34 protein-coding genes are annotated in these 22,739 nt (G+C 54.8%); 27 read left to right on the top strand and 7 right to left on the bottom strand.

Features of this window, described 5'->3' with window-relative positions:
• Positions 1-11 precede the first annotated feature (11 nt).
• From ftsA to RBR41_RS03300, 3 genes are all read left to right on the top strand, one after another.
• The gene (ftsA, locus tag RBR41_RS03310) at positions 12-1,247 is read left to right on the top strand and encodes a cell division protein FtsA (protein ID WP_179981402.1); all 1,236 of its coding nucleotides are present in this window, start codon (positions 12-14) and stop codon (positions 1,245-1,247) included.
• Positions 1,248-1,300: 53 nt separating this feature from the next.
• The gene (gene ftsZ, locus RBR41_RS03305; RefSeq protein WP_320351035.1) at positions 1,301-2,629 is read left to right on the top strand and encodes a cell division protein FtsZ; all 1,329 of its coding nucleotides are present in this window, start codon (positions 1,301-1,303) and stop codon (positions 2,627-2,629) included.
• A gap of 252 nt (positions 2,630-2,881) precedes the next feature.
• Entirely contained in the window at positions 2,882-4,069 is a 1,188-nt protein-coding gene (locus tag RBR41_RS03300; protein ID WP_320351034.1) for a tyrosine-type recombinase/integrase, read from the top strand.
• Here the strand turns inward: RBR41_RS03300 and RBR41_RS03295 are convergent.
• The 7 genes from RBR41_RS03295 to RBR41_RS03265 form a co-directional block, all read right to left on the bottom strand.
• Positions 4,044-4,253, bottom strand: coding sequence for a helix-turn-helix transcriptional regulator (locus tag RBR41_RS03295; protein ID WP_320351032.1), 210 nt, complete (start codon positions 4,251-4,253; stop codon positions 4,044-4,046). The genes RBR41_RS03300 and RBR41_RS03295 overlap by 26 nt on opposite strands.
• A gap of 27 nt (positions 4,254-4,280) precedes the next feature.
• Positions 4,281-4,502 carry a hypothetical protein gene (locus RBR41_RS03290; protein WP_320351030.1) on the bottom strand — a complete coding sequence of 74 codons (222 nt, stop codon included), beginning with the start codon at positions 4,500-4,502 and terminating at the stop codon, positions 4,281-4,283.
• A complete protein-coding gene (locus RBR41_RS03285; RefSeq protein WP_320351028.1) occupies positions 4,495-4,842 on the bottom strand; it encodes a hypothetical protein in 348 nt (115 codons plus the stop codon). Before RBR41_RS03285 ends, RBR41_RS03290 begins: the two co-directional genes overlap by 8 nt.
• Positions 4,835-5,107: a hypothetical protein gene (locus RBR41_RS03280; protein ID WP_320351027.1), complete on the bottom strand. Its 273-nt coding sequence runs from the start codon at positions 5,105-5,107 to the stop codon at positions 4,835-4,837. The genes RBR41_RS03285 and RBR41_RS03280 overlap by 8 nt, the downstream gene beginning before the upstream one ends.
• Complete coding sequence (locus RBR41_RS03275; protein WP_320351025.1) at positions 5,100-5,357, bottom strand: hypothetical protein; 258 nt, start codon at positions 5,355-5,357, stop codon at positions 5,100-5,102. The genes RBR41_RS03280 and RBR41_RS03275 overlap by 8 nt, the downstream gene beginning before the upstream one ends.
• Positions 5,350-6,150, bottom strand: coding sequence for a hypothetical protein (locus RBR41_RS03270; RefSeq protein ID WP_320351024.1), 801 nt, complete (start codon positions 6,148-6,150; stop codon positions 5,350-5,352). Before RBR41_RS03270 ends, RBR41_RS03275 begins: the two co-directional genes overlap by 8 nt.
• A gap of 401 nt (positions 6,151-6,551) precedes the next feature.
• Positions 6,552-7,280: a helix-turn-helix transcriptional regulator gene (locus RBR41_RS03265; protein WP_320351022.1), complete on the bottom strand. Its 729-nt coding sequence runs from the start codon at positions 7,278-7,280 to the stop codon at positions 6,552-6,554.
• A 425-nt stretch (positions 7,281-7,705) separates the two neighbouring features.
• Between RBR41_RS03265 and RBR41_RS03260 the strand changes: the two genes are divergently transcribed.
• The 24 genes from RBR41_RS03260 to RBR41_RS03145 all read left to right on the top strand — a co-directional run bounded on the left by RBR41_RS03260 (position 7,706) and on the right by RBR41_RS03145 (position 22,737).
• Entirely contained in the window at positions 7,706-8,116 is a 411-nt protein-coding gene (locus RBR41_RS03260) for a hypothetical protein (protein WP_320351020.1), read from the top strand.
• Positions 8,113-8,955 carry an ATP-binding protein gene (locus RBR41_RS03255; protein WP_320351019.1) on the top strand — a complete coding sequence of 281 codons (843 nt, stop codon included), beginning with the start codon at positions 8,113-8,115 and terminating at the stop codon, positions 8,953-8,955. The genes RBR41_RS03260 and RBR41_RS03255 overlap by 4 nt, the downstream gene beginning before the upstream one ends.
• A gap of 12 nt (positions 8,956-8,967) precedes the next feature.
• Entirely contained in the window at positions 8,968-9,651 is a 684-nt protein-coding gene (locus tag RBR41_RS03250) for a hypothetical protein (protein ID WP_320351018.1), read from the top strand.
• A 68-nt stretch (positions 9,652-9,719) separates the two neighbouring features.
• Entirely contained in the window at positions 9,720-10,085 is a 366-nt protein-coding gene (locus RBR41_RS03245; RefSeq protein WP_320351016.1) for a hypothetical protein, read from the top strand.
• Between the two features lie 18 nt (positions 10,086-10,103).
• Positions 10,104-10,826, top strand: a complete 723-nt coding sequence (locus RBR41_RS03240) for a hypothetical protein (RefSeq protein WP_320351014.1) — start codon at positions 10,104-10,106, stop codon at positions 10,824-10,826.
• A gap of 58 nt (positions 10,827-10,884) precedes the next feature.
• Positions 10,885-11,256 (top strand): hypothetical protein, encoded by a 372-nt coding sequence (locus tag RBR41_RS03235; RefSeq protein ID WP_320351012.1) that lies wholly within the window; start codon positions 10,885-10,887, stop codon positions 11,254-11,256.
• A 2-nt stretch (positions 11,257-11,258) separates the two neighbouring features.
• The gene (locus RBR41_RS03230; protein WP_320351010.1) at positions 11,259-11,393 is read left to right on the top strand and encodes a hypothetical protein; all 135 of its coding nucleotides are present in this window, start codon (positions 11,259-11,261) and stop codon (positions 11,391-11,393) included.
• A gap of 73 nt (positions 11,394-11,466) precedes the next feature.
• Positions 11,467-11,808 (top strand): hypothetical protein, encoded by a 342-nt coding sequence (locus tag RBR41_RS03225; RefSeq protein ID WP_320351008.1) that lies wholly within the window; start codon positions 11,467-11,469, stop codon positions 11,806-11,808.
• 10 nt (positions 11,809-11,818) lie between these two features.
• Positions 11,819-13,477, top strand: a complete 1,659-nt coding sequence (locus RBR41_RS03220) for a DEAD/DEAH box helicase (RefSeq protein ID WP_320351007.1) — start codon at positions 11,819-11,821, stop codon at positions 13,475-13,477.
• Positions 13,470-13,727 carry a hypothetical protein gene (locus RBR41_RS03215; RefSeq protein WP_320351005.1) on the top strand — a complete coding sequence of 86 codons (258 nt, stop codon included), beginning with the start codon at positions 13,470-13,472 and terminating at the stop codon, positions 13,725-13,727. The genes RBR41_RS03220 and RBR41_RS03215 overlap by 8 nt, the downstream gene beginning before the upstream one ends.
• Entirely contained in the window at positions 13,727-14,725 is a 999-nt protein-coding gene (locus tag RBR41_RS03210) for an HNH endonuclease (RefSeq protein ID WP_320351003.1), read from the top strand. The genes RBR41_RS03215 and RBR41_RS03210 overlap by 1 nt, the downstream gene beginning before the upstream one ends.
• A 2-nt stretch (positions 14,726-14,727) precedes the next feature.
• A complete protein-coding gene (locus RBR41_RS03205; protein WP_320351001.1) occupies positions 14,728-16,953 on the top strand; it encodes an AAA family ATPase in 2,226 nt (741 codons plus the stop codon).
• 359 nt (positions 16,954-17,312) lie between these two features.
• Entirely contained in the window at positions 17,313-17,588 is a 276-nt protein-coding gene (locus RBR41_RS03200) for a hypothetical protein (protein ID WP_320351000.1), read from the top strand.
• Between the two features lie 37 nt (positions 17,589-17,625).
• On the top strand, positions 17,626-17,790 hold the full coding sequence (nrdD, locus tag RBR41_RS03195; RefSeq protein ID WP_413785127.1) for an anaerobic ribonucleoside-triphosphate reductase: 165 nt from the start codon (positions 17,626-17,628) through the stop codon (positions 17,788-17,790).
• A gap of 121 nt (positions 17,791-17,911) precedes the next feature.
• Positions 17,912-18,499: a glycoside hydrolase family 108 protein gene (locus RBR41_RS03190; RefSeq protein WP_320350998.1), complete on the top strand. Its 588-nt coding sequence runs from the start codon at positions 17,912-17,914 to the stop codon at positions 18,497-18,499.
• The gene (locus tag RBR41_RS03185) at positions 18,499-18,876 is read left to right on the top strand and encodes a hypothetical protein (protein WP_320350997.1); all 378 of its coding nucleotides are present in this window, start codon (positions 18,499-18,501) and stop codon (positions 18,874-18,876) included. The genes RBR41_RS03190 and RBR41_RS03185 overlap by 1 nt, the downstream gene beginning before the upstream one ends.
• Positions 18,866-19,009 (top strand): hypothetical protein, encoded by a 144-nt coding sequence (locus tag RBR41_RS03180; protein ID WP_320350995.1) that lies wholly within the window; start codon positions 18,866-18,868, stop codon positions 19,007-19,009. Before RBR41_RS03185 ends, RBR41_RS03180 begins: the two co-directional genes overlap by 11 nt.
• Positions 19,006-19,506 (top strand): phage holin family protein, encoded by a 501-nt coding sequence (locus RBR41_RS03175; RefSeq protein ID WP_320350993.1) that lies wholly within the window; start codon positions 19,006-19,008, stop codon positions 19,504-19,506. The genes RBR41_RS03180 and RBR41_RS03175 overlap by 4 nt, the downstream gene beginning before the upstream one ends.
• Positions 19,506-20,006: a terminase small subunit gene (locus RBR41_RS03170; protein WP_320350991.1), complete on the top strand. Its 501-nt coding sequence runs from the start codon at positions 19,506-19,508 to the stop codon at positions 20,004-20,006. Before RBR41_RS03175 ends, RBR41_RS03170 begins: the two co-directional genes overlap by 1 nt.
• Positions 19,994-21,349 (top strand): terminase large subunit domain-containing protein, encoded by a 1,356-nt coding sequence (locus RBR41_RS03165; RefSeq protein ID WP_320350989.1) that lies wholly within the window; start codon positions 19,994-19,996, stop codon positions 21,347-21,349. Before RBR41_RS03170 ends, RBR41_RS03165 begins: the two co-directional genes overlap by 13 nt.
• On the top strand, positions 21,324-21,866 hold the full coding sequence (locus tag RBR41_RS03160; protein WP_320350988.1) for a hypothetical protein: 543 nt from the start codon (positions 21,324-21,326) through the stop codon (positions 21,864-21,866). Before RBR41_RS03165 ends, RBR41_RS03160 begins: the two co-directional genes overlap by 26 nt.
• 4 nt (positions 21,867-21,870) lie before the next feature.
• Complete coding sequence (locus tag RBR41_RS03155; protein ID WP_320350986.1) at positions 21,871-22,107, top strand: hypothetical protein; 237 nt, start codon at positions 21,871-21,873, stop codon at positions 22,105-22,107.
• A gap of 3 nt (positions 22,108-22,110) precedes the next feature.
• Complete coding sequence (locus RBR41_RS03150) at positions 22,111-22,410, top strand: hypothetical protein (protein ID WP_320350985.1); 300 nt, start codon at positions 22,111-22,113, stop codon at positions 22,408-22,410.
• A 3-nt stretch (positions 22,411-22,413) separates the two neighbouring features.
• The gene (locus RBR41_RS03145; protein WP_320350983.1) at positions 22,414-22,737 is read left to right on the top strand and encodes a hypothetical protein; all 324 of its coding nucleotides are present in this window, start codon (positions 22,414-22,416) and stop codon (positions 22,735-22,737) included.
• Positions 22,738-22,739: the final 2 nt, after the last annotated feature.

Below are 22,739 nucleotides of genomic sequence, written 5' to 3'. Positions count from 1 at the left end.
AGGAGAATGGCATGAATAAGTCCGAGCTCATCGTTGGTCTCGACATCGGCACCACAAAGATTTGCGCTGTGGTGGGTGAACTTACGGAGTCGGGCCTTGTTGATGTGGTGGGCATCGGCACCAGCGTTTCCACCGGCCTGCGCAAGGGCGTGGTGGTCAATATCGAGCAGACCGTACAGTCCATCCGCAAGGCGGTTGAAGACGCCGAACTGATGGCAGGCTGCGAAATCCACTCTGTTTATGTGGGGATTGCGGGCAGCCATATAATGGGCATCAACAGCCACGGCGTCATTGCCGTCAAAGGCGGCGAGGTGGCTCAGCGCGACGTTGAGCGCGCCCTGGACGCCGCGCGGGCCGTGGCCATTCCTGCTGACCGCGAGGTCATCCATATTTTGCCGCAGGAATATATCGTCGATAACCAGCGTGGCATTGCCGACCCTCTCGGCATGGCTGGCGTGCGGCTTGAGGTGAAGGTGCACATTGTCACCGGAGCCGTTTCTTCAGCGCAAAACATCGTGCGCTCCTGCCATCGCAGTCAGCTTGAAGTTTCTGATATCGCCCTTGAATCGCTGGCTTCGGCCAAGGCCGTGCTCACAGAAGAAGAGCGCGAAATTGGCGTGGCCCTTGTGGACCTTGGCGGCGGCACCACTGATATTGCCGTTTTTGCCAATGATGCCATAAAGCACACGGCGGTGCTCGCCCTGGGCGGCCAAAACCTCTCCAACGACATAGCCTTTGGCTTGCGTACCCCCATTGCCTCGGCCGAAAAAATCAAGCTCAAATACGGTTGCGCGCTGGCTGATCTGGTGCGCCATGACGAATTTATCGAGGTGCCCAGCGTCGGCGGCCGCGAACCGCGCCGCCTTTCGCGTCAGGTACTTGCTGAAATCTGCGAGCCGCGCATGGAAGAAATCCTCTTCCTTGTGGATCAAACCCTTGTACGCTCCGGCTACAAGGACATGATCGGCGCTGGCGTCGTGCTTACTGGCGGCACCGCCCTTATGGAAGGCTGCCAGGAACTGGGTGAGCAAATCTTCAACCTCCCCACGCGTATTGGATACCCCAGGAACGTGGGCGGCCTCAAAGACGTTGTAAACAGCCCCAAGTTTTCTACTGCTGTGGGCTTGCTGCGCTATGGGGCTGAAAAAGAACTTTCCGGACAAAAAAAGTTTACCACAAGAAGTGAGAGCGGCGTCTTTGATGGCGTTTTGGCTCGCATGAAAAAGTGGTTTGCTGATATTTCATAAACAAAGCAACCTCAAGCGGGCATTTTGAGGGTAGTTTAAACAGGAGAGGAACCATGTCTCAGTCAATCGTCGATGATATCGACACCTCGTTGGCAAGTAACGCTAAAATCAAGGTTATCGGGGTTGGCGGCGGCGGCGGCAACGCGGTGCAGAATATGATAGCCTCTGGCTTGCGCGGCGTGCAGTTTGTCTGCGCCAATACGGACGTGCAGGCTCTGGCCAAAAACGGCGCATCCGTTAAAGTGCAGATGGGCGAAAAGCTCACCAAGGGGCTTGGCGCTGGGGCCAATCCTTCTGTGGGGCGTGAAGCCGCTGTGGAAAGCGTGAATGCCATTCGTGAAGCCATCGGCGATGCGGACATGGTGTTTGTTACCGCTGGTATGGGCGGCGGTACCGGAACGGGCGCGGCCCCTGTTGTGGCGCAGGCTGCAAAGGAAATGGGCGCGCTTACCGTGGGCGTGGTGACCAAGCCCTTCAGCTTTGAAGGCGCAAAGCGCAAACGCGCTGCCGAGGCCGGGCTTGAAGAATTCAAGCAGCATGTGGACTGCCTTATCACCATTCCCAATGACCGCCTGCTTGCTTTTGCTCCCAAAAAAGCTCCCTTTGCTGAAATGCTCCAGAAAGCCAATGACGTGCTGTACTACGCCGTGAAGGGCATTTCTGACGTGATTGTGGGTGACGGCCTCATCAATCTTGACTTCGCCGACGTGCGCACCACCATGGCTGAAGCTGGCCTGGCCCTTATGGGCACCGGCATCGCCTCGGGTGAAAACCGCGCCCGTGAGGCCGCCCAGCGTGCCATCATGAGCCCGCTGCTGGAAGACGTCTCTCTCGAAAGCGCCAAGGCTGTTCTTTACAACATCACTGCGCCTGACGACATTACCGCTGAAGAAATTGCCGAAATCGGCGATATCATCGGCGATGCTACTCCTGAAGATTCCAACATCATCTTTGGTGTTGTTTTTGATGACAATATTGGTGATGAAATTCGCCTGACCGTCATTGCCACGGGTATTGAAGCTCCTCAGGCCATCCAGAGCGCCCAGCCCCAGGCTGCCGCCACTGTGACCAACTTCCGCAAGCCTGGCCCCGATGCCGTTATGGCCGAACCGCGCCGCATGGGTCGCATGGTTCCCCAGTCCGGCATGATGCAGGGCAATATGGATGAGCACGAAATGGGCGAAAGCCGCCTGCCGCGCACGTCGCGCCGCTCTGAAGTGGAGCGCTGGTACGATGAAAACAGCAGCCGTCCGCCGTATCTGCTCAAGCGTGAAACCATGACCCAGGGCCGTCATCGTACGCACAACCCCGGTCAGGAAGATTTCACCTACGATGAGGACGATTTCGAAATTCCGACCTTTATCCGCACCCAGGCCGACTAAATCAGGCTGGGAAGCGTATGGAACAAATTTTCAGGGCTTGCCTCTTCGGCCCTGAAATGCCCGCCGGGAGGCCCATTGGGGGCCTCCCAGTGTGGGGCGTTACGCTCCGCTGATGTCCGTGAATCCTAAGGATTCGCGGATTTTTTGTTTATGAAGAGGCCGCTGGATTCCGTGTGGTTCCGTTGACAGCCGCAATCATTTGGGGGCATTCTTGGGGGCATCTGAAACGCATAAAAATATGGATGCCCCCAAATGTCTCTGACAGTCAATCAAATTAAAGCATTACAACCAGAAAGCAAGCCAAGACGCTATGTAGACGGGCATGGTCTATATCTGGAGGTGTCACCTCAGGGTGGCAAGCTGTGGCGACTCAAGTATCGGTTTCTGGGCAAAGAGAAGCGGCTTAGCATCGGGATTTTCCCTGATGTTTCTCTGAAAGAAGCTCGAGACGCAGCCCAAGCTGCTAAACAACTTTTGTCGAAAGGCATAGATCCTTCCGCTGCAAAGCGCGTCTCTGTCGAGAGTGTGGCACATGTCTTCCGAGTGGTGGCACTTGAATGGTTCGACAAATATCATATATTGTGGACAGGAGCCCATGCCACAAAAATTAAAGCGCGCCTAACTGACAAAATCTTTCCAGCCATTGGCGATCTGCCTATAGATTCAATTTCAACTGGTGCGGTACTATCTTTTTGTCGTGAAATCGAGACAGAAATATCGCCATACATGGCGCATGTCCTGCACGGGGTGATCAGTCGTATTTTCCGGTTTGCTATCGCATGCGACTATGTTGCCTCAGATCCATGTCGTGATTTGCGTGGTGCGCTTACTCCACACAAAGAAGTAAAGATGCCAGCCATAACGGAGCCTGTCAGAGTAGGGGAGCTTGCAATAAAAATTGACGGCTATGATGGGCTTATCACAACGCGCTGCGCCATGCAGATGCTGTTGCTGTGTATGTGCCGGACTCAGGAAATTCGGGGTATGCGGTGGGCTGAGATCGGTGAAGATGGAGTGTGGCGTATTCCAGCAGAGCGAATGAAGATGCAACGCGAACACCTTGTCCCTCTGTCGCGTCAAGCCCTGGGGATATTGGCACAGTTGAGTCCTGTAACTGGTGAGCATGAACTGGTTTTTCCCTCATATTGCCGGGGAAGGAAGGATTCACCTCTGGGCAAGAACACCATTAACAACGCCTTGAGGGTGATGGGGTATAAGAGCGGTGAAATTGTGGGGCACGGCTTTAGGTCGGCTGCTTCTACAATTCTAAATGAACTTGGCTGGAATCCTGACGCCGTTGAGATGCAGCTTTCACATGCGCCCAGTGACAAGGTGAGGGGCGCCTACAACCGCGCCGCCTATTTAGACGAGAGGCGGCGCATGTTGCAAGCTTGGGCAGATCATCTGGACACCCTCAAAGAGAAAGCTGGCCGGATTTAATATCTTCTATTACGCGCGTCACTTCGGAAGAGGGCCACGCTTTTGATCTTTTTGTAAGCGCGAGTGCAGGAGGAATTTTCCCTTCTTTTTTGGCGGCGTAAAATTTTGATTTCTTGATGCCCAACAGTTCCATGAACTCCGGGGCTCGAATCAGGCGTTCCTGTTTTTGTGTCTCTTGATGCATATATACTTCTCCGATCCTTGATTGAGGTCAGGGCGTTTCTGTGCTGATGGGGCGGAATTCGTCCAGCTTTGCGTCCAGTCGAGCGGCAGAGGCCGCAATCATTTCCAGCGAGGCGTAAATAAGCCTTCCCCGTGGAACGTCGATACTCACCATGCCGCGCACCTCTTCGGCCAATTCCTGGATGTTGGCCACCAGTTGCGAGACATCAAACAGCGTCAATTCCAGGGCAGAGGGAGTGGGTCTACTCATAGCTGGCCCCCGCTTCGATAATCGCCTTGTTCACAGTTGGCCTGTTGCATTCGGCCAGTGTGAACAGTTTGCGCACAAGATTATCCAATTGCATTTTTACATGGTCGGTATCACCGTCTTCCAATGCTTCAAGGGCTGAAAGGGCCTTTGCCCCAAGCCCAAGGAATTCTAGAGCTTGATCATGCGTGTCGGAATTTTCCAAGGCTGCCTTGAGGGATTCGGGGCGGGGCTGGAATGCAAAAAGTATTTGTCCGGACTCCGCGTAGGCTTGAATGAGGCCAGGCAGGGTGGCAGTTGAGAAGGTCAGGCGGGCGCGTGGGTTCGTGTTAGGGCTATTCATGATTGGCCCCTTTGCCGTGCTTCTGTGCCAGGCGCTCAAATACACCAAGTTCAGTTTGGCATTGCTCCACATACTCGCTCAAATTCTTTGCAGCAAAAGCAATCATGTTCAGTCCGGCATAAAGGGAATGTTCGGCAGTATCGTCGCCAGACTTCAAGCCGTGGTCGAGGTAGGTTTCCCTTAATCCTTGCGCCATGAGTTCAATGGATTCGGACAGCATGATTGCATTGCCGTGGTCTTTGATGGTCAGGGGAGTGTTAGTCATGGCTGACCTCCTTCCTCCTGATCGGTGCAAGTCCTATGGCGTCAATGGTGATCTGTTCGCAGTGTCTGAGAATTCGGCCAAGGCCTTGGCGACCGCTATCACTCATTTCTATTTCAACGTCACGGCCATTGCTGTGCTGGAAAAGATCGCTGAGGCAGGCAAGCACTTCGTGAGCTTCCCAGAGAAGGTCGTTAAGGTCGGGCTGTGCCTCCTCAAACTGGTATCCGGTGAGGGCGGGATATTTACTCATGGCATTCACCGTCCTGCGCGTTATCGTTAACAAGAGGTTCACGCCATTCGCGCGGAACATCCTTCGCGCTGTTTAAAGTTTGAAGTTCCATAGCGATGTGAGGATAGAGCGCCCCGTTATGAACGAGACCGTGTCCGCGCGAGGTGTTTTCGCACCAGCGAAGAGCGTGGCGCATGACGGATAAAACATGTGATGTAAGGTGATGGCAGGGGAAGTTTTCAATTAAGGCCAGCAACTGGCGAAGGGGGGCGCGCGAGCGGACGTATGCAGGGTTTGCTGGCCCGTGTTCGCCATAAACAATCCACCCCTCGTTCTCGAGTGCTTCCTTCGCAGCAGCAAAAACTTCTCCAGGGTGCTCAGCGGTTCTGGCATCGAAAACAGCGGACAACACGGCAAAAAGGGTAGCGGCGGGTATTGCGAAAGATTCTCTAATTATCGCTTCTTTCTTCTGTCGCTCAGCTTCACTCCGTAGAACATCTTGGGCATCTTCATACGCGACTGCCAATGTTCTTCGGGCGTCGTTAAGCTTTTTTTGTTCGGCGTAACTGACGGGACAGGCATCCATGTCTGGATCAAGGTTATTCAATATGTCGAATAGATAGCCAAATTCTTTGGCCAGTCCTGAGGGGGAACGCACTACTCTTTCAAGCTCTTCCAACCCTTCACGAAGATCAGACACGGCACCAGATATATACGGCAAAGTGGCGTATCCGCCGGCCTTGGAAACATAACTGGCGCTTGCTGATTCTGGTCGACCGTCGTCTCGTCGGGGGACATTGTTTTCTGTGGACATTTCACACTCCCAAAAGTTTGCTGCAAATAATTACTGCCAGAAAAGCCACTCCGCCCAGAAAAAGAGCGCGAAGCCAGTCACCAAGGTAAAACATTGAATTTCTCCAGTGTTGGAACCTGGCTGCTTTCACGGGTCTCGTTCGTGCGCACTACTGCTCCGACTTAGCATTGAGGTTCGTCGTGGTTCGTTTGCTTCCTGCCACCCAAGCAGCCGCCATGTTGGATTCCAGCTTGTTGCTACTTTTTGCCCGTGGGCTAAGTTCGCTACCTTCTTCCTCGTTGGCAAAACCAAATTAACAAAACGCAATTTATAAATCAAGAAAAATAAATTAATAGCAATATAGTTGGAAATAAAAAAGCACCCCTTGATGAGGTGCTTTTATTTCGGATGGTTATATGAGTTTATTTGTTGCTTATGTCTGACCAAGCCCAAACAACACGCCCAACGATTGCATTGCCGAACTCTCCGTCAAAATCTTTTCTAAGGCTATATATTTCTGGAGGGTTGTCGAGGGCATTGTCAGAGTAGTATATTACTGAATAGTCTCGATCTTTTTCTTGTACATCTACGCGCTTAACTTTCCCGCATCCATCTGGGTCTCTAACCAGCATTATATGTCCAGGGCGATCCACATTTCTATCGGCCCTATCAACGAGCACAATATCCCCTGGCCGAAGAGTGGGCTGCATGGACGTGGAATTTTTGCCAATTTCCACTGCGATCAGATCATTTCTATTGCGCACTGCAGGTTGATATTTCCATACTAAAAACCATGATTTAATCCCATCTTCTGGAAAATACCCTGGGCCGGCACCAACTTCACCAACAACGGGTACAGCTAAATACGCCTCTGCACTCGGCGGGGAGGCTTGTCCGCCCGCGTCCACCTTCCGGGCATTAACAAAGCAGACTTCCCGTGAGGCATCGTCACCAGGTGAGACAGCCTTCACGCCAAGCGAATCAAGGATGACAGATATCTCTGCTAGACGTGGAGTTCTTTTCCCTGAAAGCCAATAGCTTATGTTCGCAGGAGACACACCAGTTGCCGCCGACAAGGCTGCGGCGCTCCCGTACTCTTCTACGGCGTTCCGGAGAATATCCAAGACAGATTGGTGGAATGTCTTTTTCATGGGGACAGTATTAACCAAACGCAATTTTAAATCAAGATTGCGTTTAGTTTATTTTTTGTTGATTTTTATATTGCGCTTTGTTAATAAAGGGACATGTCAAACGTAACTATCGCCACCGAGGTCAGCCGTTTTTTGGACCAGTACTCTTTATCCGCGGCAGTTCTTGCCAGGGAGTCTGGAGTCAGCCCCGTCATTCTGTCTCGTATGAAGAAAGGAAAACAGAAAGATGTGTTGGCTGCAACCGCAGACGCATTACGAGATGCGATGAAGCGCTTAGCCGAAAACCATAGGCCGCCGGAAGAAGAGGGATAGCAACATGACGTTCAGCAGATTTTTGGAACCCTGCATGTGGCTTGCCTGCGCGCTGTGCCTTGTGAGCCTGGCAGGAACTGGCAAATGGCTTTTCACCCAATGGAGACGACACAATGAACGCGAACGTTGAAAGTCTCGTCGCCGAATACGCGACAAATAAAACTGAGGCCGACCGATTGACCGCACGAAATGCGGAAATTGCTGATGCCCTTCTTGAGAAGGCTACCTTCAAACCGGGTTCTGAATCCGGGCATCTGACCGCTGCCGGATTCAAAGTCACAGTGACCAGGCGCATCAATGAAAAATGGGACCAGGGCAAGCTGGAGGCTGCACGCGCGGCCATGACCGACACGCTCTTTTTCTCCATTTTCAAGAGCAAGTATGAGCCTGACCGCCGCGCTCTCAAGACGTTCATGGTCGGGCAGCACGATGGCGCTTTCCGTCGCATGCTGCTTGAAGCTTGCACCGCAAGCGCCGGAAAGCCCGGCGTGAAACTGGAACCAGCCAAGGAGGCAGCGGCGTGAGCGGGCTTAAAATTATCAGCGCTGACCAGCGTATGGCGGAGCAGGGCGGCATCAAGGGTGTGATCTTTGGTCCGGCCAAGATAGGCAAAACCTCCCTGCTTTGGACCCTGGACCCGGCGACTACCTTGTTCGTTGACCTTGAGGCTGGCGGGTTATCCGTTCAGGGCTGGAGCGGCGACTCCCTTGAAGTGCGCGACTGGGACGCTGCCCGCGACATCGCATGCTATCTCGGCGGGCCGAACCCGGCCATGCGGGCAGATCAGGCATACAGCAACGAACACTATTCCTATGTCTGCGACCAGTACGGCGACCCTGCCGCGCTCCAGAAATATCAGACTATCTTTGTTGACTCCATCACCGTGGCCAGTCGCTTGGCCTTCCAGTGGGCATCCGGTCAGCCGCAGGCATTCAGCGAAAAAACCGGCAAGCCTGACACGCGCGGCGCTTACGGCCTTCTTGGCAAGGAAATGATCGGTTGGGTGACGCAACTGCAACACGTAGGTAGCCGCAACGTCTGGTTTGTGGGGCTGCTGGATACCAAGCGCGACGACTTTAACCGCGAATATTTCGAACCGCAGATTGAAGGCAGCAAGACCGGGCTGGAGTTGCCTGGCATCGTTGACGAGGTCGTCACCATGACCGAACTGCGCCCAGAGCAGGGAGAACCATACCGGGCCTTCGTTTGCCGCCGTCCCAATCAGTGGGAATTTCCGGCGGGTGACCGCAGCGGCAAGCTGGACCTGGTGGAGCCGCCGCACCTGGGCAAGCTTATGCAAAAGATACGTGACAGCCGCCGCCCGGAAGCTGCCAGCTACAACTACGACATCGCTACCGATTAAAGGAGAGGAACCATGTCTTACGATTTCAACAATGCTGATCACCAGCAGAACGGTTTTGACCTTATCCCTGCTGGCACCATCGTCCCTCTGGTTATGACCATTCGCCCCGGTGGTTCCGGTGAAGGCGGCTGGCTCAAGGCCTCCAACAATTCTGACGCGGAAATGCTCGACTGCGAGTTTGTCGTCGAATCCGGCCCCTACGCCAAGCGCAAACTCTGGCAGTTCATGGTGCTGTCCGGCGGCAAGCTCAACGACAAGGGTGATTCCGTTGCCGGAAACATCAGCCGATCCACCTTGCGCGCCATTCTGGAAAGTGCGCGCACAATTATGCCCGACGATATGAGCGACGCTGCCATACGCGCCCGCATCATCAACGGCTGGCAAGACTTCTGTGGCATTGTCTTCCTGGCCAAGATCGGCGTGGAAAAGGACAAGACCGGGCTATACAGCGACAAGAACAAGATCGCCACGGTCATTACTCCGGATATGAAGGACTACAGCGACGGCGGGCAGAGCGCCAACGCCAAACTTACTACAACCGCCACCAGTGGTTCTCCTCAGGACGCGGCACCTGCCCCCAAATGGGGCGGCACACCGTCCTCTTCTTCTAGTGCTCCAGCGGCTGCTCCCACAGCAGCCATGCCCCCGGCCCAATCACAGCCGCAATCCTCTCCCACGCCCGCGTGGGCAAGATAAAATCCTCTCCTCAAACCGTATAACCCCCTGCCCGCTGAAAGGTGGGCAGGGGCACAGGAGCCATGTCCATGCTTGAACTTAATGTCTCCACGCTGTCCCAGGGCGGAGCCGTGGAACGGTTTCAGGACGAACTGACCAAGGTCATTGCCAATATCACCGATCCCAATACTCCGGCAAAGAAGACACGCACGGTCACGCTCAAAATGACCATCAAGCCCAATGAACAGCGCAACATGGCGGAAGTGCTTGTGGCCACTTCTTCCACTATCTGCCCGGCAAGCCCCATTGAAACCAGCATCTACATTGGGGCCAACCCCAAGACTGGCGAAATTGGTGCTTCTGAAATGGCCAGCGGAGAGAACCCCATGCAGAACATCCTGCCCGGCGCTGAATCCGCCATGCCTGGCAAGATCACGAAGTTTGCAAACAACTAACCGCTTGAAGGAAACAACATGCTGAAAGCACTCTACAATGCCATCCGTGGCGACGCTGCTCCTACCGTTATTGAAATCAAGGGCCGCAACTACACCAGTAAGAACGTTGTGCCTGTGTCCACCCCGACGCCCGCAAAACTAACTGTGTCCACTCTCACCGGGCTTGTCGACTATATCAAGTCCAATGTGGACGAATTGAACGTGTCCAGCCTGCTCTGCCATGTTGAAAGCCCGTCGAAGGTCACGCTCAATTCAAATTTGCTTGGTGATTTTGCTGACCGCGCCGCCTTCCTCGCAGCAGAGCTTCACCAACTCCAAATCCCGCTCAACAAGTACTTGGACGCCGAAGCGTTCAACATCCTGCTGCAATCCTGCTTTGTGGAGCCTGAAGACTCCATGCAGGGCACTGACCGTGGGCTTGTCCTCAAGTATGTATCCAATGTGAAGAAGACTCTTGAAGCTGGATATGAAGATGATGGTGTTTCTCAGGGCGTTACCGTCAAAAAAGGTATATCTGGCTCTGAAAACGTGGTGCTTCCGAATCCTGTCACGCTACGCCCATACCGCACCTTCGTTGAAGTTGAACAGCCTGCAAGCAAATTCGTCTTTCGCGCCCGCGACGACGACGGCATGCAATTCATGCTGGTTGAAGCCGATGGCGGCGCTTGGCGTGGCGAAGCCATGAAGAACATCAAGGCATTCCTCGAAACGGCTGTCCCCGGTCTGAACGTTATTGCGTAACCAGCAGTCAACAGTACCCCCGTCGGGTTCCGGCTCGGCGGGTAAATGGAGAAAAAGCATGATCAAACTTCAAGCTGGTCAGCATCGGTTCACGATTGTTCATGTCCTCGACGAACCCGGCGCAGGGGGCGCGTACCATGAATACGAGGTCAAAAATGTTGCCCCCAACGACACCGCCACATCCAAGGAAGCCCCCTACGCCGTGGTCAAATTTCAAAAAGGCCCGGTGACCGAGAGCGGCGTAAACGGCATCTTCATGGAAGATTTGCTGCAAATTTGCCGTCACCGTTTGCAGTGCTTCCAGGCGGGCAGTTTCGCTTGCAGAGAAAACGCTCTGGCCCTGACCAAAATTGAAGAGGCTTTGCACTGGCTCGACCACCGCACCAAAGACCGCCAGGCGCGCAACGTTGAAGGCACAATGGAGAAATAATCATGCCCAACGCAGATTATCCCGCTCTGGTGATGTTCATCGAAGACAACTGGGACGCCTTTGTCCAGTACTGCGATGAAGAAAAGGACGCTGAAGAAACGCTGGCAACGCTCAAGCGTGAAGCCGGTATGTCTTAACCCTTCCCCTCACACCGCGCCCGTCTTCGGACGGGAGCGGAACCGAGCGGGAGAGTTGCAAAGGAGGTTTAGCATGGGTGGAGGCGGATATGCCGGATATCATATCCCTGAGCCGTACAGCACTCTTGTTCGCGCAGGTAAAATTACTGTCAGGCCACAGGCCAACAAACAGAATGCGCGGCAAGGTTGGTTACACTCTTGGGGCATTGTGCTGGTTGCCTTGGTTTTATGTGGAGGATTTCTTTTTATGTGGATGTGCGCAGAAAAACAGCCTGCCCCACATAACCCTCCAACTAAGCCGCCAATAGCAAAGCAGGAAAAAAACCAACCTGCCCCCGTGCCAAGGCCTGGACATCTCAACAATATGTTTGGTTTTCCATCAAAAAGATCGTTCTTTTTCGGTCTGCCATTCTGAAAGGTATTTTATGATCCTTCGCCCGTATCAAAAAACAATGGTTGACCGCGCGCAAGCGGCCCTGAAAAAGCACGGTAATACCCTGGCTGTAGCCCCCACGGGCGCGGGCAAAACCATTATTCTTGCTGCTTTGGCCGGACGCCTGGGCGGCAAACAGTGTGTACTCCAGCACCGTGACGAATTGGTGGGGCAGAATCTGCGCAAATTCCGGGCCGTGAACCCCGGGCGCGGCACAGGCTTGTACACAGCCGACTGCAAAGACTGGCGCATGGATACAACCTTCGCAATGGTGCAGACGCTGTCCCGTAACCTCAAGAGTATTCCTGAACTCGACACCCTCATTATTGATGAAGCCCACCACGCCGTGGCCAACAGCTACCGCAACGTGGTCAGTGCCGTGCTGGACAAAAACCCCGACTGTAAAATTTTTGGCGTCACTGCCACCCCGGCGCGCGGCGACGGCAAGGGGCTGCGCCCCATATTTTCCAATTGCTGCGACCAGATTTCCCTGCACAGCCTTATTGCCCAGGGTTTTCTTGTCCGCCCGCGTACCTATGTCTGCACCTTGGACGGCACGGACGCCAAGCTGGCGGCACTGCGAAAGACCGCAAGCGGCGAGTACGACATGCAGGAAGCTGCCGAAGTTCTTGACCTCGCCGTACACAACGAAGCTGTGGTGCGCGAATGGAAAAAACTGGCAGGTGAGCGCAAGACCATCGTTTTTTGCTCCACCGTAGAACACGCCGCGCACGTTGCCGGGGCATTTCGCACTGGCGGCGTGAGTGCTGCCGTTATCTCCGGAGATCTCCAAGCTGCCGAGCGCAGGGCTCTGCTTGACCGTTTCGACCGTGGCGATCTGCAAGTCATCGTCAATGTGGCCGTGCTTACCGAAGGATATGACAGTCAGCCCGTAAGCTGCGTTGTGTTGCTGCGTCCCTGCTCTTGCAAATCCACTATGCTGCAAATGATCGGGCGCGGACTGCGCACAGTTGACCCGCAGGCATACCCCGGCGTGGTCAAAAGCGACTGCGTTGTTATGGATTTCGGGCGCTCGCTCGTCACCCACCGCGACCTGGAAAGCAAGGTGCGCATGGATGACAAGCAGAAGCAATGCCCGGAATGCGGGGCAGAAATTCCGCTTGGTGTTATGGAATGCCCCATTTGCGGGCATGAATTTAAGGCCCCTGAGCGGACGCCGGGCGGCATGGACGGCGAAGACGGCCCGGAAATTGTCAGCAATGTGGCTATGGAGGAAGTGAACCTGCTGGATTCTTCGCCCTTCCGCTGGTGCGACCTCTTCGGCAGCGGCAAAGTCATGATCGCCAGCGGCTTTGAAGCTTGGGCCAGTGTGTGCAGCGCTGATGGCGAACACTGGGTGGCCTTGGGGAAAGTGAAAAATGAGCGCGAAATACGCCGTTTGTCCGTTGGCGAGCGGGTGCAGAGTTTAGCGGCGGCTGATGACTTTCTGCGCATGAACGAGAGCGACGACGCGGCCAAAAAAAATCGCCGCTGGCTCAACGACCCGGCCACAGCAAAACAATGGGAACTGTTGCAGCGCCTTGGCTATGGCGACGGAACCATGTTGGCTTTCACCAAATACAGCGCAGCCTGCACTCTGAATTTTTTCTGGAACCGTGGGCTTATCGAAAGAGAGGTGTTGCATGGTTAATCTAAAACTGCTGGGCACGTCGCTGGCGGAAGCCGGGCTTATGCAAAAAAGCTTTGCAGATATGGGCGAAAAAGAAGTGCTCCATGTTGCACGGCTCGTGGACATATGCAGCAAGAAGCGTTGTGTGCATTGCGACCAGTGGGAAAAAGTGCCGGAAGCGCCGTGGTGGATAGGGACGTGCCGCATGGATGGGCACAGTCTGGAAAAGACATCATATTGCACCATCACTACTGACGAACCGCCATTCTAATGGTTTTACGGCGAAAGCTTTCGAGTCGTGAGCGCAAGGCGCTGTATCAGGAATACCTGAAGACGCCGCACTGGAAGGAACGGCGCTCCCGGGCGCTCAATCTGGCTGGCAACCGCTGCCAGAAATGTGGAAAGGGCGGACGGCTAGAGGTCCACCACCTCACATATGCCCACCTGTTTGCTGAACTGGATGAGGATTTGCTTGTGCTGTGCCGTGGCTGTCACGGTCGCCAGCATGAACATTACGGAGAGGATGATATGCTTGATCTCAATACACGCAATTCCGGCGGCAGGGTTGCCCACCTTATAGATACTGCCATGCTGGCGGACGCGGCTAAAAAAGATGCGGAACGTCTGGCGACACGCAGCCCGCGCATCGGCGCTTCAAGACTTGGCGAAACCTGCCTGCGCAAGCTCCAGTACGAATATTTCAAAACTCCAAAAGATAAGGGGTTCAGCGGCAAGACGTTGCGCATTTTTCGCCGCGGGCATGAGGGCGAAGAATGGATGGCGCAATGGCTACGTCTGGCCGGGTTTCAGCTTTTTACCGCCGACGCCGAAGGCAACCAGAAATGTTTTCGTGCTTTGCAGGGCCGCGTCCTCGGTTATGCCGATGGAGTGGTTATAGCTGGCCCGGACGAGTGCGGCCCGTACCCGCGCCTGTGGGAAAACAAGGTGCTAGGGGCCAAAGGGTGGAACAAGCTGGACAAGGAAGGAGTACGCCGCGCCTATCCTGTGTATTATGGTCAGGTGCAACTCTACATGGCCTATTTTGACCTGACCGATGCCCCGGCCCTATTCACTGCGCTCAACGGTGACACGATGGAGATATTTGCCGAAGATGTGCGGTTTGACGCACAGGCCGCTCAGGAACTTTCCGACAAGGCGGTAAACCTGGTGTCTGCCTGCGAGGCGGGTGAACTGCTGCCCCGTTGCACAGACCGTGAAGACTGGTTCGAATGCAAGTTTTGCGACTGGCATAACCGCTGTTGGGCCTAGCCATGAGCGCGGCCATATTCAATTTCAATGATGCCGGCGCGCAGCCAGAGGCAAAGCCAAGGTCGGCGCCTGTGGCGTCAGCCAACAGGGCGGCGGAAGATTTTCGCGCGTGGCTTTTGTCCATCGGGCTCAAGCCGGATGGCGTAGAGCCCACAGGCGACCGCGTGGCGCGTTGTCCTACGCTGGACGACAAGCCAGGACGCACGTCCGGCTGGTATGTATTTTACGCTGACGGGCTGCCTGCAGGCGAGGCCGGAAACTGGAAAACCGGAGAATGTTTTACCTGGTGCGCAAAAGAAAAAGACTCCATGACGTCTGCGGAGTTGAAAATCGCACACGCACATCAGGAACGCGCCCGCACAGCGCGGGAACAGGAGCGCGCGCGACTCGCCACAGCGGCGGCGCAGCGTGCAGAAAAGAACTGGGCTAAAGCCACAGCGTGCGAAGCCCATCCATATCTGAGCAAAAAGGGCGTTACGTCATTAGGGCTCAGAGTTCTGGCCGGGAAACTGCTTGTCCCGGTGACGACAGTCGATGGTGCACTGCGCTCCATTCAGGAGATCGACGCCACAGGCGAGAAGAAATTCTACTTTGGCGGCGAGGTTGGCGGAGGCTTCTTCCATATTCCTGGCAACACTGTAACCGCTGTCGCCGAAGGCTACGCCACGGCGGCCAGCATCCATATGGCTACCGGGTGGAGTGTATTGGTGACATTCAACGCGGGGAATCTGCAACCTGTGGCAGAAGCCTGGCGCACTACACACCCGCAAGACCGCATGGTCATCTGTGGCGACGATGACAGGTGGCTTCCTGATCCTCTCCCGCCAAATCATCCTGGCAACGTCGGGCGCATTAAGGCAGAGGCCTGCGCTGCGGCTCTGGGAGTCAGGGCGATGTTTCCTGTCTTTAAGGATTCTACAGGGCAGCCCACGGATTTTAATGATCTGCACGCAATGGAGGGGATTGCGGTAGTGCGCACCCAGCTGTTGGCAGAGCAGCCCCTGAAGCGCGATATACGGCAATGGGGTCTTGAGCAGTTCGCTGGCGAAGCTCCAGAGCGACATTGGGTTGTTGAAAACATTATGCCAAGCGGGGCTGTATTTATTCTTGCTGCTATGGGCGACGCGGGCAAAGGCATGCTTACCCTGGACCTGGGCCTTAAGGTTGCGGGCAAAGTTCGTCTGCCTGAGGCCGGGTCAGGAGGAATGGACTTCAATAGCCTGACGGCCTTTGGCAACCGTATCATGCGGCAAGGGCCAGTGGTGATCTTGTCTGCCGAAGACGACAAGAGCGAGATACACCGCAGACTGCAAAACATCGGCTCCGGGCACGCCAAGGATATGTACGTTGTGCCCTTGTCCAATGCCGGTGGTCCATTGCCAATTATCGTACCTGGCAAACACGGACCGCAACTGTCAGCCGAATGGCTGGAAGTGCGGGACCAAATTGTGGCTATGCGTCCAGCCTTGGTAGTTATTGACCCTCTGGCCAGCTTTGTCATGGCTGACATCAACACCGATCCGGCCGTGGGGGCGTTCACCATGGGGCATATGTCGCAGTTTGCTCAAGAGGCCGACGCTGCCGTGGTGCTGGTGCATCACCTGGCCAAGACAAAAACCAATATCAGTACCCCAGAAGAAGCGCGTTCTCTCATCAGGGGTACGTCCGCTATCGTAGACAATGCCCGTGCGGCCTATGTGCTGTGGGGCGTGGAAGAAAAAGCGGGGAAGGCTACCTGTGGGGCTTTAGGGGTTGAATGGCGGCGTAACCGCGTCATGCGCGGCTGCCTGGTTAAAAGTAATGGCCCGGGCGACCGTGAAGTTAAAACTTGGGTTCGTAATGACACAGGTCTTTTGGAAGTGCGCAACGAGCAATTAAAAAGCGCGGCGCGTGAAAAGGTGCCTGCGCTTATGGACAGCCTGCTGGCCTGCGTGGCTGAGGCAGCGGAGAAGGGGCAGCCCTTCACCAAAACGGGTAGCAGTGGGTTATTTGCACGGCGTCAGGAACTTCCGCCTGAAGTTATGGAAATGGCGCGTCATAAGATTGAAAACATGGCTCAAGAGTTGCTGGAAAAAGGCTCTCTGGTGCTGTGCATTGCCAAGGGGAGCACCACTAAAAAATGGCTGGATGTGCCTGAAGGCGATTTTGCATTGGGCATAGGTGAGTTTGCGGTTGGTTCTACCGTTTCCAACGGTTTCCAGAAAAACATTTCCAGCGCAGGCCAATGAAAACAATGTGTTATGATACATTTCCAAGCGTTTCCAAAAATCCGTTTCCAAGAAAATTTGCTGTGAAAAATTTCATAACTGATTTCCAAGATGCCCTTGGAAATTGGAAAGGGTTTGGAAATGGACCTGGAAAAGATAATAAAAACAAAACATTATCGTTCCCATCGAGAAAGCTTAGCATTAGTAAATAACGTTTTGATATATTTAATCTTTCCACGTTTCCAAAAAATTCCCCTACTACGTAGGGGGTCGTAGACCGGGAACGGAGGCTTTCGCCCCGTATCCCTACGACCCTACGACGGGGTCTAGGAAAGGGGACGCTCGACTGGAAAGAAAATAATAATATGGAGCAAAAGAGTATGAAAAGCGTAATTGATATCCTCGGTTGGAATGTCGTTTTTAAACAACCTATGCATGGTGGCGAATGGACGAACATTGATTGTAAGTTAGTGGCAGAAGTCTGTGCTGTGACTAATGATGGCAAGCTCGCAAGGATTCGTAAAAAATATTCTCTTGGCTGGAATGGTAAGCGGTTCGCCAGCGGTGTGCATTTTGATGATATTAAGGCGAAGAATCCAAAACTTTTTGCCGCGATATGCAAGGCTATTGGGATCGCGGCAAAAACGCAAAAATAACACGGAGAAAAAAATGTACGATTACGAATACCCCGTGATGATGGTGGTCGAGGCAGAGCCACGGCCAGTAAAGCTCGTCGGCGTTGGCGTCGGCTTTGAGCGGACCCGCAGGATCACCGGGTACCTTGTTGGGACGCTGGATCGGTTTAACAACGCCAAGCGCGCTGAAGAGCGAGATCGGGTAAAACACGGTCTTTTTTAAAAACCTGTCAAGCCCCCTCTTTTAAACAACAATGAACCTTAATGGCATTCAACGGAGTGGTTTAAAAGGCTCTTAAAAAAAACGTATGGTACAACTTTTGGCAAACGCCGGGGGATGTATCATGGCCGACAATTTCAGCATTGCACACAAATTTACTGCCAAAGCGGAAGGTGGAGAATCTGATCATCCTGCCGACGGCGGCGGCCTAACCAAATACGGCGCCAGCCTTGCATTTCTGAAGGGCGTCGCTGCCGAATCCCAAGCCAACCGCGACGTGCTTGAACGTATGGGCATCCGGCTGCCCATCACGCGCCAGGTTATTATCGACCTGACCGAAACCCAAGCTGCCAGCCTTTTCCGTTGGCAGTTCTGGGACCGCCTCAAGCTAGATCTCCTTCCGCTGCGCCCTGCCGTGGTGCTCTATGACGCCGCAGTCAACAGCGGCCCCGCTCAATCCGTCAAACTTGCCCAACGCGGCTACAACCGCTGCGTGACCTACGGCCAGCCTTTGGTAGTGGATGGCATCATGGGCCCGGCCACCCGCGCCGCCATGCAGCTCGCCGACACCGAAAAATGCCTCACGGCCATGCTCGATGAGCGCGAAAAATTCTTCCAAACCATCGTCGACAAGAATCCCAGCCAGCAAGTTTTCTTGAAGGGCTGGATTAATCGCGTGGACGATCTGCGGCGATACGTGCGGGGGCTGTGATGCGGGCGCTGGCCGCTCTCGCCATCTTCTGCACGGTATCTTTGTTCGCCAATGCTTTTCTGGCCTGGCGGCTGTCGAGCGCTGTCGATGAGGTCGAGCGGCTGGAATCCACGGTCACAAATCTCCGCGCCGCCCGTCAGGCTGACAGCTTGGCGCAATCACTTCGGGACAAGCTTTACCGGGAGGCTGAAGACAATGCCCAAGCAAAATACAACGCGCTCGAAAGTATTCCGGATGGTCTGTCCGACGCTGATTGGCTTGATGCTGTGCGTTACGGGCTGCGCTCCAAAGGTGGAGACGGTGGTACTGACACCGCCGGAAAGCCTGATGCAGCCAACGCCACACCCGGAACTGCCGGAAGCGCTCATGCGAACTGACAACCTGCGTGAATATTCCAAGGCCGCCACATTGGCCATCGCTCGATACAGTGAGGCTTTGGACAAAAGCAACGCTGACAAAGCGGCGGCATTGGCCTGGAAGCAGACGGTCAATTCGGAGATGTCCCGATGATACAGCATAACGTCGGGCCAGTGGATGGCCTCGCTTACTACACGCAGAGCCTGCTTGCGTGGTGGCCGCAAAAGGTCGCTATCAGCGCCGTGGTTGGTGGTTGTACCCAGTTTTTCGGTGGGGACGTTGTGTTGGTGTGGCTGGTCTGCGCCATGTGGGCAGCAGATTTTGCTTTTGGGTTGACGGAAGCCCTGCGGCGTGGGCGCTTTAGCTGCCGCCTGTTCGGGCGTGGTGTCCTCAAGCTGCCTACATACTGCCTCTACCTTGCATTGGTTGGTGCAGTCAGCGTCAGTCTTTCCCGCGCTATGGGCATCAGTCTTCCCCTCCTTGATATGTTCTGCGCCTACCTCCTTGCTACCGATGCCGTTTCTGTCATGGGGCACATGATCCGCCTGGGGCTGCCTGTGCCGCGTACTTTGCGGCGCGTCATTCTTCGGGGGCAAGCGAAAATACAGCGCAGTGTGGAAACACTGTTTGACGATCATGGCGGTCAGTGATGGCTAAGCTCACTCCCAAGCAAGAAGCATTCTGTCTTCACTTTCATGAATTTGGAAATGCCAGTGATGCCTATCGCCACGCTTACAACGCCCAAAACATGAAGCCCGAGACAGTCAACAGGAAGGCGAAGGAGCTTCTTGATAACGGCAAGATCACGGCAAGACTAAAAGAGCTTTATGCTCCTGCATTGGAAAAAGCGGAAGTTACGTCCGAGCGCATTGTTACCGAGCTTGCGCGCATAGCTTTCGGCAGTGCCCGCGATGTCATGGAATGGGGGCCGAACGGTGTCATTCTCAAGAACAGTGATGATCTCACGGACGATCAGGCCGCTGGAATAGCTGAGGTAAGCGAGAGCACTACCAAGGATGGTGGAAGCTTGAAGCTTAAGCGGCACGACAAGGTCAAGGCGCTGGAACTGCTGGGGCGACACCTCGGTATGTTCACCGACAAGGTGAAGAATGAAATTTCAGGCGGGATTGCAATTACATGGCAGGAATAAAAGTCACTATTCCTTATCGCCCGCGTTATCCGCAGGTACACGAAAGGCTTGAGGCCCACCGCTTTGCCGTGCTGGTTGCTCACCGACGCTTTGGTAAGACAGTGCTGGCTGTCAACCACCTGCTCAAAGCCGCTGTACGCTGCCCTTTAGAGCGCGGTTCCTACGGATATGTCGCTCCATTCCGCACACAGGCCAAACAAATAGCCTGGGCCTACCTCAAGCACTATAGCGCCCCCATTCCCGGCGTGACGGTCAATGAGTCTGAGTTATCCGTAACTCTGCCCAATGGCGCGCGCATTCGCCTTTTTGGAGCAGACAACCCCGACGCCCTGCGCGGGCTCTATTTTGACGGCGTAGTGTTGGACGAAGTGGCCCAGATGCGGCGCGAGGTCTGGCAGGAGATCATCCGGCCCGAACTGGCTGACCGTAACGGCTGGGCCGTGTTCATCGGCACGCCCAAGGGCGTCAACCTGTTTCATGAGCTTTTTGTGCAGGCCCAGAAGGATACCAGCGGGCAATGGCTCGCTCTGGTCTACCGCGTGGGCGACACAGATGCGCTGTCTGCCGCTGAAGTTGAACAGATGCGGGTAGAGATGAGCGAAGGCGCGTTCCGGCAGGAATTTCTTTGCGATTTTTCCGCTTCATCTGACGACGTACTCATCACCATTGACGAAGCCACAGAGTCCAGCCAGCGGATTTATCTGCCTACGGCCTACCAGTCTATGCCCCTGGTGATGGGGGTAGACGTGGCGCGCTTTGGCGATGACAGGACCGTGATTTTCCCCCGGCGCGGGCTGGTGTCCTCTGATCCGATCATCGTGTCCAAGCTGGACAATGTGGAAGTAGCGAACAGGGTTATCAGCCTTTACCACCAGATGCGCCCGCACAGCATTTTTGTTGATGCCGGACAGGGACAGGGGGTTATCGACATCCTGCGCCAGGCATTGCCCTGCGTGTATGAGATACCATTTGGCGGCTCTGCCCTTGATGCGGCCAAGTATTATAACCGCCGCTCAGAAATGTGGTTCCTCATGCGTGAGTGGATCAGAGCTGGCGGCGCTACTCCCAAAGTTGACGGCTTGGTGGGCGAACTGTCTTCCCCGCTCTACAGCTACGACGCCAAGGGTCGCATATCTCTTGAAAAGAAAGAGGACATCAAGGAAAGGCTCGGACGCTCGCCTGACCTTGCCGATGCTCTGGCGTTGACATTTGCCATGCCTGTACTGCCGGAATCCCAAGGCAGGCAGGAATACGCAGACCGGCAAACCAATGTCCTCATGGAATACAACGATCTTTCTAACGGTGGAGGTTATGCGGATGGGATTCCACAGTCTCTCATCTGATTTCTACTGCCGCTGGTACACGGGCGACGACAGCGGACTTGACGACGACAGCCTGCTGTTTGCCCTGGAGTTGATGGAGGCATCCGGCTACACGCGCACCGTGCTGTATGACCGCGATAGCGCGCCGGAGCCTGCGGAATGGCTGGATTTCGTCAAGCAGCCAAAGTTTCTGTTTTTCCTGCTCTACGACGCGGCCCGGCATGTGCCCATTGCCGCCGTCTGGCTTGAGATGTGTACAAGCACGGGTGCGCAGCGTTTTGTCCATTTCTGTTCCTTCAAGACAGGCAGCCGCGAGCAGTTTGTGGCGGCAGGGCGGGCGCTGTTTGCATGGGTGGGTGAGACGGCTGGCATCAGGCAATTCATCGGCGTTACCCCGGCCTGTTACCGCCATGCGTTGGCGCTGGTGTATGACATCGGTTTTTCAAAGGTGGCGCGACTGGAAAAGGCAGTTTTTTGCCTTGGAAAGAACCGGGACGCCATTTTGACAATCAGTAATCTTTCGACCTTGCGAGGATAGACATATGGGCGGTGGAGGCGGCGGCGGTAAAGGCGGCGGAAGTGACAACAGCGCGGCTTTGTACGCGCAGCAACAGGCGGACCTGGCACGGCAAAAGGCCGAACAGGAAGCCAAGGAAAAGGCAATAGCGGACGCTGAACAGAAAAGGCGCGATGAACTGCGCAAGCAGATGCTGGGGCAGCGCGACGTACTGGCAGATGAAGACAAGGACGCAGCCGTACAGCAGAACCAGTTGGGGTAAGTTATGGGCGCTTTTGATGAAGGCCTAACCATGAAATACCGACCGGGAAAATTCGGTCAGGAAACGAAAGAATCCTACCTTCAAAATTACAACAGGTCTGTACTCTCTCCGAATAGCGACACAGGTAATGCTATGTTCAGTCAGAAATACTACAACTCGCTGCCCACCAATGCCGAAATACAGGAGCGCACTGCACGCGAGACAGAGGCACAACAAAGACAGGCTCTTCAGGAACAGATGCGCCTGGGGCGCACGGAATATCAGGCAGGCGACAAATGGGTACGCAAACAGGTTTTGGGGTGATGTATGGGAACTGAAATAGCCATCGGCGCAGCGGCCATGCTGGCTTCGAGCCTGATCTCCTACGCGGTGACGCCCAAGTCGCCGTCTATGGACACGACCAATTACGATCTGTTGCGCCAGACCCAGGAGCAGGCGGACACGGAAAGCGAAGCTGCCAAGGCCCGCATTGAAGAGGCCCGCAAGCGCGAGGAGCTGCGCACGCAGCAGATGTACGGCAAGGACATCATGACCTCAGAAGTAGGGGCGGACGTGGACAAGGTCGGCACCAAGAATCAGGTGCTCGGCAATAAGGACGATACGGAAGAGGAATCTTCCGGGGTGGTGTAGTC

This window comes from Desulfovibrio sp. (genome assembly GCF_034006445.1).
Classification (GTDB): Bacteria; Desulfobacterota; Desulfovibrionia; order Desulfovibrionales; family Desulfovibrionaceae; genus Desulfovibrio.
The sequence above is the reverse complement of the archived record's forward strand: the minus strand, read 5'-3'. Positions and strand labels throughout refer to the sequence as shown.

Bases quoted from the DNA above. Each gene is read 5' to 3' on its own strand.
- ftsA (WP_179981402.1), top strand. From the start codon at position 12: ATGAATAAGTCCGAGCTCATCGTTGGTCTCGACATCGGCACCACAAAG.
- ftsZ (WP_320351035.1), top strand. From the start codon at position 1,301: ATGTCTCAGTCAATCGTCGATGATATCGACACCTCGTTGGCAAGTAAC.
- RBR41_RS03300 (WP_320351034.1), top strand. From the start codon at position 2,882: ATGTCTCTGACAGTCAATCAAATTAAAGCATTACAACCAGAAAGCAAG.
- RBR41_RS03295 (WP_320351032.1), bottom strand. From the start codon at position 4,253: ATGCATCAAGAGACACAAAAACAGGAACGCCTGATTCGAGCCCCGGAG.
- RBR41_RS03290 (WP_320351030.1), bottom strand. From the start codon at position 4,502: ATGAGTAGACCCACTCCCTCTGCCCTGGAATTGACGCTGTTTGATGTC.
- RBR41_RS03285 (WP_320351028.1), bottom strand. From the start codon at position 4,842: ATGAATAGCCCTAACACGAACCCACGCGCCCGCCTGACCTTCTCAACT.
- RBR41_RS03280 (WP_320351027.1), bottom strand. From the start codon at position 5,107: ATGACTAACACTCCCCTGACCATCAAAGACCACGGCAATGCAATCATG.
- RBR41_RS03275 (WP_320351025.1), bottom strand. From the start codon at position 5,357: ATGAGTAAATATCCCGCCCTCACCGGATACCAGTTTGAGGAGGCACAG.
- RBR41_RS03270 (WP_320351024.1), bottom strand. From the start codon at position 6,150: ATGTCCACAGAAAACAATGTCCCCCGACGAGACGACGGTCGACCAGAA.
- RBR41_RS03265 (WP_320351022.1), bottom strand. From the start codon at position 7,280: ATGAAAAAGACATTCCACCAATCTGTCTTGGATATTCTCCGGAACGCC.
- RBR41_RS03260 (WP_320351020.1), top strand. From the start codon at position 7,706: ATGAACGCGAACGTTGAAAGTCTCGTCGCCGAATACGCGACAAATAAA.
- RBR41_RS03250 (WP_320351018.1), top strand. From the start codon at position 8,968: ATGTCTTACGATTTCAACAATGCTGATCACCAGCAGAACGGTTTTGAC.
- RBR41_RS03245 (WP_320351016.1), top strand. From the start codon at position 9,720: ATGCTTGAACTTAATGTCTCCACGCTGTCCCAGGGCGGAGCCGTGGAA.
- RBR41_RS03240 (WP_320351014.1), top strand. From the start codon at position 10,104: ATGCTGAAAGCACTCTACAATGCCATCCGTGGCGACGCTGCTCCTACC.
- RBR41_RS03235 (WP_320351012.1), top strand. From the start codon at position 10,885: ATGATCAAACTTCAAGCTGGTCAGCATCGGTTCACGATTGTTCATGTC.
- RBR41_RS03230 (WP_320351010.1), top strand. From the start codon at position 11,259: ATGCCCAACGCAGATTATCCCGCTCTGGTGATGTTCATCGAAGACAAC.
- RBR41_RS03225 (WP_320351008.1), top strand. From the start codon at position 11,467: ATGGGTGGAGGCGGATATGCCGGATATCATATCCCTGAGCCGTACAGC.
- RBR41_RS03220 (WP_320351007.1), top strand. From the start codon at position 11,819: ATGATCCTTCGCCCGTATCAAAAAACAATGGTTGACCGCGCGCAAGCG.
- RBR41_RS03215 (WP_320351005.1), top strand. From the start codon at position 13,470: ATGGTTAATCTAAAACTGCTGGGCACGTCGCTGGCGGAAGCCGGGCTT.
- RBR41_RS03210 (WP_320351003.1), top strand. From the start codon at position 13,727: ATGGTTTTACGGCGAAAGCTTTCGAGTCGTGAGCGCAAGGCGCTGTAT.
- RBR41_RS03205 (WP_320351001.1), top strand. From the start codon at position 14,728: ATGAGCGCGGCCATATTCAATTTCAATGATGCCGGCGCGCAGCCAGAG.
- RBR41_RS03200 (WP_320351000.1), top strand. From the start codon at position 17,313: ATGAAAAGCGTAATTGATATCCTCGGTTGGAATGTCGTTTTTAAACAA.
- nrdD (WP_413785127.1), top strand. From the start codon at position 17,626: ATGATGGTGGTCGAGGCAGAGCCACGGCCAGTAAAGCTCGTCGGCGTT.
- RBR41_RS03190 (WP_320350998.1), top strand. From the start codon at position 17,912: ATGGCCGACAATTTCAGCATTGCACACAAATTTACTGCCAAAGCGGAA.
- RBR41_RS03185 (WP_320350997.1), top strand. From the start codon at position 18,499: ATGCGGGCGCTGGCCGCTCTCGCCATCTTCTGCACGGTATCTTTGTTC.
- RBR41_RS03180 (WP_320350995.1), top strand. From the start codon at position 18,866: ATGCGAACTGACAACCTGCGTGAATATTCCAAGGCCGCCACATTGGCC.
- RBR41_RS03175 (WP_320350993.1), top strand. From the start codon at position 19,006: ATGATACAGCATAACGTCGGGCCAGTGGATGGCCTCGCTTACTACACG.
- RBR41_RS03170 (WP_320350991.1), top strand. From the start codon at position 19,506: ATGGCTAAGCTCACTCCCAAGCAAGAAGCATTCTGTCTTCACTTTCAT.
- RBR41_RS03165 (WP_320350989.1), top strand. From the start codon at position 19,994: ATGGCAGGAATAAAAGTCACTATTCCTTATCGCCCGCGTTATCCGCAG.
- RBR41_RS03160 (WP_320350988.1), top strand. From the start codon at position 21,324: ATGGGATTCCACAGTCTCTCATCTGATTTCTACTGCCGCTGGTACACG.
- RBR41_RS03155 (WP_320350986.1), top strand. From the start codon at position 21,871: ATGGGCGGTGGAGGCGGCGGCGGTAAAGGCGGCGGAAGTGACAACAGC.
- RBR41_RS03150 (WP_320350985.1), top strand. From the start codon at position 22,111: ATGGGCGCTTTTGATGAAGGCCTAACCATGAAATACCGACCGGGAAAA.
- RBR41_RS03145 (WP_320350983.1), top strand. From the start codon at position 22,414: ATGGGAACTGAAATAGCCATCGGCGCAGCGGCCATGCTGGCTTCGAGC.